Raw genomic sequence first — 10400 nt, 5'->3', positions numbered from 1 at the left:
CGCCGCGCTCCGCGCGATCCGGGCGGGCGACCGGGCCTCCGCCGCCCCGCGCACGCCGGCCGCGCCCCCGTCCGCGGAGGGCGAGCTGCCCCGCACCAGCTCCGCCGAGACCCTCGCCAGCCTGCAGGCCGCCGTCCTCACCGGCGAGACCGTGTGCATCGGCTACGTCGACGCCGAGGGCACCGCCGGCCGGCGCGTGGTCGCACCGGTCCGGGTCGAGGGCGGCTTCGTGACGGCGTACGACCACACGGCGGACGAGGTCCGCACCTATCCGCTGCACCGGGTGACGGGAGTGGCCGAGCTCGCGGAGGACGAGCGGTGACCGGCGGCTGCCGCTCCCGGTGATCGGTGTCCTCTCCCCCGCGTCACCCTTTCGTTCCGCCCTTCGGTGATCGGCGTCCGGTAGGGCAGACTGGACGTTTGCCCCCACGGAAAGGGTTCCGCGTGTGAATGGTCCCCTGATCGTCCAGTCCGACAAGACCCTGCTGCTCGAGGTCGACCACGAACAGGCCGACGACTGCCGTCGGGCCATCGCGCCGTTCGCCGAGCTGGAGCGGGCGCCCGAGCACATCCACACCTACCGGATCACCCCGCTGGGTCTGTGGAACGCGCGTGCCGCCGGGCACGACGCCGAGCAGGTCGTGGACGCGCTCGTGCAGTACAGCCGCTACCCCGTGCCGCACGCGCTGCTGCTCGACATCGCCGACACGATGGACCGCTACGGGCGGCTGACCCTCACCAAGCACCCGGCACACGGCCTGGTCCTGACCACCACCGACCGGCCGGTCCTGGAGGAGGTGCTGAAGTCCAAGCGGATCACCCCGCTGGTCGGCGCCCGCATCGACCCGGACACCGTGGCCGTGCACCCCTCCGAGCGCGGGCAGATCAAGCAGGTGCTGCTGAAGCTGGGCTGGCCGGCCGAGGACCTGGCGGGCTACGTCGACGGCGAGGCGCACCCGATCGAGCTGCGCGAGGACGGCTGGGCGCTCAGGCCCTACCAGAAGCAGGCCGTGGAGAACTTCTGGCACGGCGGCAGCGGGGTGGTCGTGCTCCCCTGCGGGGCCGGCAAGACGCTGGTCGGCGCGGGTGCGATGGCCCAGGCGAAGTGCACCACCCTGATCCTGGTCACCAACACCGTCTCCGCCCGGCAGTGGAAGCAGGAGCTGGTGCGGCGGACCTCGCTGACCGAGCACGAGATCGGCGAGTACAGCGGGGCCAGGAAGGAGATCCGCCCGGTCACGATCGCGACGTACCAGGTCCTCACCACCCGGCGCAAGGGCGTCTACCCGCACCTGGAGCTGTTCGACTCCCGGGACTGGGGACTGATCGTCTACGACGAGGTGCACCTGCTGCCCGCGCCGGTCTTCAAGTTCACCGCGGACCTCCAGGCCCGGCGGCGTCTCGGGCTGACCGCGACCCTGGTGCGGGAGGACGGCCGCGAGTCGGACGTGTTCTCCCTGATCGGCCCGAAGCGGTTCGACGCGCCCTGGAAGGAGATCGAGGCCCAGGGCTACATCGCGCCCGCCGACTGCGTCGAGGTCCGGGTGAACCTGACGGACTCCGAGCGGCTGGCGTACGCCACCGCCGAGGCCGACGAGAAGTACCGCTTCTGCGCGACCACCGACACCAAGCGGAAGGTCACGGAGGCGATCGTCCGCCGCTTCGCCGGGCAGCAGATCCTGGTCATCGGCCAGTACATCGACCAGCTCGACGAGCTGGGCGAGCACCTGAACGCCCCGGTGATCAAGGGCGAGACGTCCAACGCCCAGCGCGAGAAGCTCTTCAACGCCTTCCGCGAGGGCGAGATCAGCGTCCTGGTGGTGTCGAAGGTCGCGAACTTCTCCGTCGACCTGCCGGAGGCCACCGTCGCCATCCAGGTCTCGGGCACCTTCGGCTCCCGTCAGGAGGAGGCCCAGCGCCTGGGCCGGGTGCTGCGCCCGAAGGCCGACGGCCACCAGGCGCACTTCTACTCGATCGTCGCCCGCGACACCATCGACCAGGACTTCGCCGCCCATCGCCAGCGCTTCCTGGCCGAACAGGGCTACGCCTACCGGATCATGGACGCGGACGAGTTCCTGGCGGAGGAGACCTGACCGGGCCGTGAACGGCCGTCCTGGCGCCGGTACCGCCCCAGCGCGACCGCCGTGAGCAGGGCCAGCCCCAGCAGGACGTAGGGCGAGGCCAGGGGCTCCTGCCACCAGGCCAGGTGCAGCTCCTGGCCCCTGCGGGGGACCAGCCACAGGGTGCGGACGGTGAAGAGGACGGCGGTGAGCGCGGCCAGGACGCGGCGGTCCTCGGCCAGGAGGACCGCGATCAGCGGGACGCACCACACCCAGTGGTGGGACCAGCTGATCGGGGAGATGAGCAGCGCGGTCAGCGCGGTCAGCAGCACGCCCCACCGCTCGCGCGGCGCCCGGCACGCCAGCCACAGCCCGACGGCACCCACCACGACGGCGGGCAGCAGCCAGGCCGGGCCGGGGGACGGCTCCCGCAGCACCCGGGCGACCAGACCCTGCAACGACTGGTTGGCGACGATCCACGGCTTGCCCACCCGGTCGGTGTCGAAGAGATGACGGGTCCAGTAGTCGACGCTGGCCGCGGGCAGGGCGAGCGCGCCGACGGCCACGGTCCCGGCGAAGGCGGCCGTCGCGGTGGCCGCCTCGCGGACGCGCCGGCGCAGCAGCAGATACAGGATGAAGATCCCCGGGGTGAGCTTGATGCCGGTCGCGATCCCGATCAGCGCCCCCTTGCCGCGGGCGCCGGCCGGCCGGGTGACGTCCCACAGCACCAGGCAGATGATCAGCAGGTTGATCTGCCCGAACACAAAGGTCTGGAAGACCGGTTCCAGCCAGACGGCGAGCGCGGTCGCCGTGCACACCAGGGGCAGCCCGGCCCGGCACCCGGCGAGCCGGGCGGAGAGACGCACCAGCCAGAGGAGCAGAAGCGCGTTGCCCGCGCAGAACACCACCTTCAGGGCCGGGACCGGCAGCCACACCATCGGCACGAACAGCAGGGCCGCGAACGGCGGATAGGTGGCCGGCAGCCGTCCCTCCGTGACCGTGAAGCCGTACAGGTCACGGCCGTGGACGACGGCCGCGCCCTCGGCCCGGTAGACCCTCATGTCGGGCATCGCGACGTCCAGGGCGGCGAACAGGACCGCGAGGGCGGTGAAGGAGAGGACGAGAAGTACCAGGGCGGGTGCCGCGCGTGCCGCGCGTGACCGGAGGACCACCATCCGTTCTGTCACGGAACGACCCTAGTGGGTCACTTGTGGCGTACGCCTGCTTCCTCGCCGTACTCGCCGAGGATGACGACGTCGAACACGGCGCCCGCGAACACCTTGACGGCGCGCAGGGCGTCGCCCAGACGGTGGGAGTGACCGCCCCGGAGGGCGGTGGCACCGGCCGGGCGGGCGGCGCGGGGCGGGCGGAGGGCTGCTGTGCGCATGGCTCATCGGGGGATCGGGGACGCAAGGCGGACATCGCGGTGCGCGAATCCGACCTTCTTGCCGCCCACGTACCCCATTGAGGGGAGGGCACCCTTTGGTTCCGGGTGCCGAGTCCTGGAGGTGATGTCTTGTCCTGGGGCGATGTCTTGTCCTGGGTCCGGTGGCCGCCCGGGTTCGGCGGCCGTCCCATGCCCGGTGCCCGCCCTGAGTGCGAGGCCCGCCCCGGCCGTGAGGCCCGGACAAAAATGGTTGGCCTCCCCCGCACCGCCGCCCTAAAATCCACCCCCTTGCCCGCCTCCCTCACGGAGTGCCGCCGTCCGGTCGGAAACCGGCGGCAGATCCCGCGCCCCGCGGCGCAGCCGCCTGGCACTGCCCCGCGGCACAGCCACCGTCCCGCAGGTCTTCCCGGAGGCACCCCCTTGTCGCGTTCTCCTTCGTCCACGCCCGCCGGCCCCGCGCACCCCGCCGACGACCCCCTCGCCCGCGAGCGGTCCCATCTGTCCGCCTCCCGCGCCGCGCTGCGCGCCATGCGCGAGGACGTGGAGGCACTCGACATCAGCGACGTCACCGCGAACTGGGTCAACGCCCAGATCCTCGCCCGCCAGATCGACGAGCGCATCAAGGCCCTGGCCGACTTCGAGGACACCCCGCTGTTCTTCGGACGGCTCGACTATCTGCACGCGCCGGGCGCGGACCAGGCCGAGGGAGCCTCGGGCGAACGCTTCTACATCGGCCGGCGGCATGTGCACGACGCCCACGGCGACCCCATGGTCATCGACTGGCGCGCCCCGGTCTCGCAGCCGTTCTACCGGGCCTCCAGAAAGGACCCGATGGGCCTCGTGCTGCGCCGCCGCTTCGGCTACGAGGGCGGCAACCTCACCGCGTACGAGGACGAGCACCTGTCCGACCCCGCCGAGACGGCGACCGCCGGCAGGCTGCTCCAGCAGGAGATCGAGCGTCCGCGCGTGGGCCCGATGCGGGACATCGTGGCGACCATCCAGCCCGAGCAGGACGAGATCGTACGGTCCGACCTGTCCGGCACCCTCTGCGTCCAGGGCGGCCCCGGCACCGGAAAGACCGCGGTCGGCCTGCACCGGGTCGCCTACCTCCTCTACGCCCACCGCGAGCGGCTGGCCCGCACCGGCACCCTCGTCATCGGGCCGAACCGGTCCTTCCTGCGCTACATCGAGCAAGTGCTGCCCGCACTGGGCGAGCTGACGGTGCGCCAGGCCACGGTCGACGACCTGGTGGCCCATGTGGAGGTGCGGGGCACGGACGACACGGCCGCCGCGGTCGTCAAGGGCGACGCACGGATGGCCGAGGTGCTGCGCAGGGCGCTGTACTCCCATGTGACGATGCCCACCGAGCCGGTCGTGGTGACGCGCGGCTCACGTCGCTGGCGCATCCCGGCGTACGAACTGGAGGACATCGTCCGCGAGTTGCTGGACCGCGACATCCGCTACGACGCCGCCCGCGAGGCCCTGCCGCAGCGGATCGCGCACGCCGTGCTGGTGCGGATGGAGCGGGCGGGCGAGGCACCCGACGACCGTGTGCAGGACGCCGTGGCCCGCAACGCGGCGGTGAAGGCCGCCGTCAAGGCGATCTGGCCCCCGGTCGAGCCGGCGAAACTCGTCCTGCGGCTGCTGACGGACGGGGACTTCCTCGCCGAACACGCGGAGGGGATCCTCACCGAGGAGGAGCAGAAGGCGATCCTGTGGGCCAAGCCCGTACGGTCGGTCAGATCCGCCAAGTGGTCCGCGGCGGACGCGGTGCTGATCGACGAGGCCGCCGACCTGATCGAGCGCACGCCCTCCCTCGGGCACGTGGTCCTCGACGAGGCCCAGGACCTCTCCCCCATGCAGTACCGCGCGGTCGGCCGGCGCTGCACCACCGGCTCCGCGACCGTGCTCGGCGACCTCGCCCAGGGCACCACCCCCTGGGCGACCCGCACCTGGGAGGAGGCCCTGGCCCACCTCGGCAAACCCGACGCCGCGATCGAGGAACTGACGGCGGGCTTCCGTGTGCCGACGGACGTCATCACCTACGCCTCCCGGCTGCTCCCGCACATCGCCCCGGGCCTGACCCCGGTCGCCTCGATCCGCGAGAACCCGGGCTTCTTCGAGGTCCGTTCCATCGCCGGGGACGACGGCGTCGTCGCTGCCTGCGAGGAGTTGCTGCGCCGGGAGGGCTCGGTCGCCCTGATCGCCGCCGACCCCCGTGTCCCGGCCCTCGCCGAGGCGCTGACGGCGGCCGGTGTGCCGTACCTGTCCCCCGGGGAGGAGACGACGGCCAAGGTCCGCCTCACCCTGGTCCCGGCCTCCCTCGCCAAGGGTCTGGAGTACGACTACGTGGTCCTCGACGAACCCCGGGCCGTGGTCGACGCCGAACCCGACGAACGCACCGGCCTGCGCCGCCTGTACGTCTCCCTCACCCGAGCGGTCTCGGGCCTGATCGTCACCCACACCGCTCCCCTGCCGCCTCAGCTGTCCTGAGACGTGCCGGTCTCCTGAGACGTGCTGGGCTGCTGGTCCGACGGTCGCTCGTCGGACCGCTCCGGCGGTTGCGCGTCGGGCTGGTCCGGCGACTGCCCGTCAAAGCCGTGCCCAGCGGCGCCGGGCACGGCCGCGTTCGAGAACGGCGCTCCGTACGGCCCGTACGCGCCCTGCGACTGCGGGTACGACCCATAGGGACCATAGGGGCTCTGCGGCTGCGGGTACGCCCCAGGGGAACCCCACTGGTGCGGATACGGCCCGTACGTGCCCCACGGCTGGGGATACGGCAGGTGGGGCACGGCCGGCTCGGGGGGCGGGGAGGACAGGTTCCGCGGAGAGCGGCGCCGGGCCAGCCACAGCACGATCACGGCGTAGAGCAGGACCGTCGCCATGTCGGTGACGGCCAGGGGCCAGGGGGCGTCGGCCGCTGTCTCGTCGGTCTCCAGGCCGCCCACGAAGACGGCGGACACCCCGAAGGCCAGCAGGTTGTTCACCGCGTGCAGGGCGATGGAGGCCTCGAGACCGCCCGTGCGGATGGACAGCCACCCCGCGACCAGGCCGAAGACCAGAAGATCGATGAATCCCCAGAGGGTGCCCCAGCCGTGGGCGGCCGCGAAGAGCACTGCCTGGGGCAGCACCGCGAACCATGGGGCACGGACGAGAGCCCCGGCCGTCTGGAGCAGCCAGCCCCGGAAGAGGTACTCCTCCGCCGCCGACTGCAACGGCACGAGGGCGATCAGCATGGCCAGGGAGACAAGGAACGTCTGCCACCCCACCCACGCATCGGTCTCTTCGGAGCCGCTCTGGTCGCCCGGCAGGAAGAACGAGACCACCGCCAGCAGCACCGTGGCGGGAACGGCCGCCAGGAGGCACCAGGCCAGCCATCGCCACCGCAGCCGCCCGGTGACCGACGACACCGTGCCGGCCGGACGCCGCCCCGGCCAGAGCACGACCAGCAGGACCAGCGGCAGGAGGAGGGCTATGTACGTCAGGTCCAGTGCCGTGCCCGGGATCGGACCGAAGTCGATGTCCCCGTCGGGCAGTTCCGGGTAGCCGGCGGCTCGTCCGAAGACCTCGGTGAGGAGGTAGAGGACCACGGTGACCAGGAGCCACCCGAAGGGCAGCAGCAGAGTGCCGAGCAGGAGCTGCCACCCGTGGTAGTGCGGGGTGTACCGGGCCATGCGGTGATACGGGAGCCCGGCGGGGCGCGGGGACGTCGATGTCATGAACAACATCGTGACGGGTTGAATGGGACCAGGTGTACGAATAACGCGGTTCCGGGCCGCCCACCCCGGCCAACTCCCTTGTCCCAGTCCGCAGTCGAGGCCTGATCACCACCTCGAGAAGTGATCACTACCCCGAAGAGAGAGTCACGGAGAGCATCATGAGGTTCGCCTGGTTCACCTGGCTGACGCGGCACTTAGGTGAGTACGGCTACAGCGACGGGCTGTTGCGCGCCGCGATCGGCACGGCCGCCGTGCTGGCGACCGCCGCGCTGCTCTGGTTCACCCTGCACCGCAACCGGCCCGCCGCGGGCCTCACCTTCGTCCTGGGCATCGGGTGGCAGGCATTCCACTGAGGGAACGTCCACGACGGACGCCGTCGTCGGTTCCGGACCGAACGAACTCGCCACCGCGCTCACACTCGCCCGTGCTCATGGACGGACCCGCTCGTGTCTCATGGACAGGTCTGAGAGACAGTCCTTATCCGTCCCTGCCGTCCAGTACCGTGCGCCACTGCGCGACCGCGGCGGCGGAGACCGGTCCGTCCCATCCGCCGGGGCGGGCGGCACTGCCGATGTGGAAGGCGTCGATCCCGGCGGCGAGCAGCTTTGGCACATGGTCGAGCCTCAGCCCGCCGCCGACCATGATCCGCTGCCCGTAGCCGGGCTCGCCGCGCCGGGCGGCCTCGGCGACCAGAACGGGCAGCCCGTCGTCCACCCCGCCCGCGGCACCCGCCGTCAAGTACGTGTCGAGTCCGGGCAGCCCGTCCAGCTGCTTGCGCAGGGCGTCCCGGTCGACGGCCCGGTCGATCGCCCGGTGGAAGGTCCACGGGCATCCGTCCAGCGCGGCGACCACCCGCTCGACGGCTTCCAGATCCACCCCGCCCGCCTCGTCCAGGAACCCCAGCACGAACTCCTCCGCGCCGGCCGCCCGCAGCTCGCCCGCGACCCCGGCCAGCCGGTCCAGTCCTGCGGCGCCCCCTGCGGAGAAACCGTCCGAGAGCCGCAGCATCACGCGCAGCGGGATGTCGACGGCGGCACGGACCGCGGCGACGGTCGCGGCCGGCGGGGTGAGCCCGTCGGCCGCCATGTCGGTGACCAGTTCGAGGCGGTCCGCGCCTCCGGCCTGGGCGGCGACCGCGTCCTCGACGTCGAGGGCGATCACCTCCAGGACTGCACGCTTGGTCATGGGACCCCTTTCCTCGGTTTCCCCGGCGCTCGGCTGGCGCTCGATAGGTCTAGTCCAATCCTCAGGGTACGCCGGTCCGGGGTCCCACGGCCGAAAAGCGGTCAGCCGAAGATGTTGAGCTCCTCCTTCTCCGCGCCGACGAGTTCGTACCCCTCGCCCGCCGCGGGCACCGGACGCCCCGCGTAGAGCCGTACGAGCGTGGCACCGTCGCCGATGTAGCGCGCCGGGGTCCGCTCCCCGCTCGCCTCGCCCAGCCTCAGCGGCTCGTCCATGTCGTCGAGGTCGGCGTGCAGCGGCAGATGCTTCCTCTCCCGGGTCAGGCGCGCCAGCAGGGCGAGCGCGTACGGCAGTCCGTCGCCGGCGTACGCGCCCGGCACGCCGAAGGCCTCGCGTACATCACCGGCGTGCACCCACTCGCCCAGCGCGATCGCGTCCAGCACCCCGCCGGCCTTAGCGATCACCGGCCCGGCCTCGGTCATCCCGCGTTCCAGCTCGTCCACCACCTGGGCGTTGGTCCAGTCGGCCCGCTCGGCGATGTCCCGCTCATTGGACTCGGGCGAGAACACTCCCTCCTCGAAACGGTTCTCCACCACCCGCATCAGCGCGGAGGAACAGTGCGCGAGCACGTCCCGCACCGTCCATCCCGGACACGCGGCGGCCGGCAGCGCGAAGTCCGCGTCCGTCCGCGCCCGCAGCAACGGAATCAACGCGTCCCGCTCCAGGGTCAGCAGCCGCCCGGGCAGCTCGGGGTCCCGCACCTCGTGCGCGTCAACAGAAGTCATGTCCCCACGCTAGTGCCTGGCCCGCTTCAGCTGTATGACGCGCGGCTGTCCCCGTCCCGGCAGCACTTGCGCGAGGTGATGTCATGCGTATTCGGCACGTTCACGGCTTTCTGCCGGAGTGCCTTGCACATTGGTCTCGCGGAAGGCACGGCCCTCCTCTGTTTTCGGTCAGTGACGACGGCTGGTGTGGTCGACGAAGGCAGACCAGGAGGCGGGGGACACGGTGAGGAAGCCTCGGCCGGTGTCCTTGGAGTCACGGATGTGGACGGAGTGAGGGAGAGCGGCGACCTCGACGCACTCGCCTCCCGCGCCACCGCTGTAGCTGGACTTGAACCAGTGGAGCGACTGTGCCCGGGACTGCTCGGTGTTCATAGGTCTCCTTGCAGCAACTTCTCGATGTGGCGCACGGATTCAGCAGGGGACAGCGCCTGCGCCCGCAGAATCCCATGTCTGAAAAGCACTCGGGCCGCTCCCGAAGGAGCGGCCCCAGGACCTGGTGCAGCCATATGCACCGTGCTTCTGTTTGCTACGGCCGATGCTGCCCAGGCACGCCGGTGACCGTCAAGCCGACCGTCACGGCATGTTGACATCTGTTTTCGGTCAGTGACGACGGCCGGTGTGGGCGACGAAGGCGGACCAGGAGGCGGGGGACACGGTGAGGAAGCCTCGGCCGGTGTCCTTGGAGTCGCGGATGTGGACGGAGTGAGGGAGAGCGGCGACCTCGACGCACTCGCCGCCCTCACCACCGCTGTAGCTGGACTTGAACCAGTGGAGCGACTGTGCCTGGGACTGCTCGGTGTTCATAGGTCTCCTCGCAGCAACTTCTCGATGTGACGCACGGATTCGGCAGGGGACAACGCCTGTGCCCGCAGAATCCCATACCGCACGGCGAAGCCGCGCACGCTTTCCCGGTCGGTGATCACACGCCCGTTGCCCTGGCTCTCCACATACGCGACCTGCTCCCCGCCGTCCGGGGTCATCAGCGTGAAAGGGCCGTCCGCGCCCGCGTGATCGACGACCCGGGTCGGCATGACCTGGATCTCGACGTGGGGGTTGTCGGCGACAAGCCGGATGTGCTCCAACTGACCGCGCAGCACCTCGACTCCACCGAACGGCCGCTCCAGCACGGACTCCTCGATGACGAAGCTCAGCGTCGGCGCGGGCTTCCTCTCTTGACATCCTCCCGGGCCTAAAGGCCCGGGATTCCAATCTGCTCCCACTGCGGCGACGCGGTGGGTAGCTCTTGGTGGGTTCCTGCTTCGCTGCG

Annotated in this window: 12 protein-coding genes; 4 read left to right on the top strand and 8 right to left on the bottom strand. The window is 71.2% G+C overall.

Translation table 11 applies throughout. The features are described from left to right. The coding region (locus ABD224_RS28080) for a WYL domain-containing protein (protein ID WP_344054905.1) at nt 1–322 on the top strand (322 nt) is incomplete at its 5' end. Nucleotides 323–446: 124 nt separating this feature from the next. After that, nucleotides 447–2093 (top strand): DNA repair helicase XPB, encoded by a 1647-nt coding sequence (locus ABD224_RS28075; RefSeq protein WP_344054903.1) that lies wholly within the window; start codon nt 447–449, stop codon nt 2091–2093. Here the strand turns inward: ABD224_RS28075 and ABD224_RS28070 are convergent. Further along, a complete protein-coding gene (locus ABD224_RS28070; protein ID WP_425581069.1) occupies nt 2048–3235 on the bottom strand; it encodes a glycosyltransferase 87 family protein in 1188 nt (395 codons plus the stop codon). The genes ABD224_RS28075 and ABD224_RS28070 overlap by 46 nt on opposite strands. Nucleotides 3236–3264: 29 nt before the next feature. Further along, a complete protein-coding gene (locus ABD224_RS28065) occupies nt 3265–3447 on the bottom strand; it encodes a hypothetical protein (RefSeq protein ID WP_344054901.1) in 183 nt (60 codons plus the stop codon). A 528-nt stretch (nt 3448–3975) separates the two neighbouring features. Here ABD224_RS28065 and ABD224_RS28060 point away from each other — a divergent pair. Continuing rightward, entirely contained in the window at nt 3976–5940 is a 1965-nt protein-coding gene (locus ABD224_RS28060; RefSeq protein WP_344054909.1) for a HelD family protein, read from the top strand. Here the strand turns inward: ABD224_RS28060 and ABD224_RS28055 are convergent. Next, nucleotides 5928–7166: a CPBP family intramembrane glutamic endopeptidase gene (locus ABD224_RS28055; RefSeq protein ID WP_344054899.1), complete on the bottom strand. Its 1239-nt coding sequence runs from the start codon at nt 7164–7166 to the stop codon at nt 5928–5930. The two genes, ABD224_RS28060 and ABD224_RS28055, sit on opposite strands and share 13 nt — an antisense overlap. 158 nt (nt 7167–7324) lie before the next feature. Between ABD224_RS28055 and ABD224_RS28050 the strand changes: the two genes are divergently transcribed. Then, nucleotides 7325–7519 carry a hypothetical protein gene (locus ABD224_RS28050; RefSeq protein ID WP_344054897.1) on the top strand — a complete coding sequence of 65 codons (195 nt, stop codon included), beginning with the start codon at nt 7325–7327 and terminating at the stop codon, nt 7517–7519. Nucleotides 7520–7643: 124 nt separating this feature from the next. Here ABD224_RS28050 and ABD224_RS28045 read toward each other — a convergent pair whose 3' ends face one another. From ABD224_RS28045 to ABD224_RS28025, 5 genes are all read right to left on the bottom strand, one after another. Then, nucleotides 7644–8351 (bottom strand): copper homeostasis protein CutC, encoded by a 708-nt coding sequence (locus tag ABD224_RS28045; protein ID WP_344054895.1) that lies wholly within the window; start codon nt 8349–8351, stop codon nt 7644–7646. Between the two features lie 101 nt (nt 8352–8452). Then, nucleotides 8453–9133 (bottom strand): maleylpyruvate isomerase family mycothiol-dependent enzyme, encoded by a 681-nt coding sequence (locus ABD224_RS28040; protein WP_344054893.1) that lies wholly within the window; start codon nt 9131–9133, stop codon nt 8453–8455. Between the two features lie 168 nt (nt 9134–9301). After that, nucleotides 9302–9505 carry a DUF397 domain-containing protein gene (locus tag ABD224_RS28035; RefSeq protein ID WP_344054891.1) on the bottom strand — a complete coding sequence of 68 codons (204 nt, stop codon included), beginning with the start codon at nt 9503–9505 and terminating at the stop codon, nt 9302–9304. A 228-nt stretch (nt 9506–9733) separates the two neighbouring features. Next, nucleotides 9734–9937 carry a DUF397 domain-containing protein gene (locus tag ABD224_RS28030; RefSeq protein WP_344054889.1) on the bottom strand — a complete coding sequence of 68 codons (204 nt, stop codon included), beginning with the start codon at nt 9935–9937 and terminating at the stop codon, nt 9734–9736. After that, nucleotides 9934–10353, bottom strand: coding sequence for a DUF5753 domain-containing protein (locus ABD224_RS28025; protein ID WP_344054907.1), 420 nt, complete (start codon nt 10351–10353; stop codon nt 9934–9936). Before ABD224_RS28025 ends, ABD224_RS28030 begins: the two co-directional genes overlap by 4 nt. Nucleotides 10354–10400: the final 47 nt, after the last annotated feature.

Source organism: Streptomyces thermoalcalitolerans, assembly GCF_039525155.1.
In the GTDB taxonomy this organism is placed as follows: Bacteria; Actinomycetota; Actinomycetes; order Streptomycetales; family Streptomycetaceae; genus Streptomyces; species Streptomyces thermovulgaris.
The sequence above is the reverse complement of the archived record's forward strand: the minus strand, read 5'-3'. Positions and strand labels throughout refer to the sequence as shown.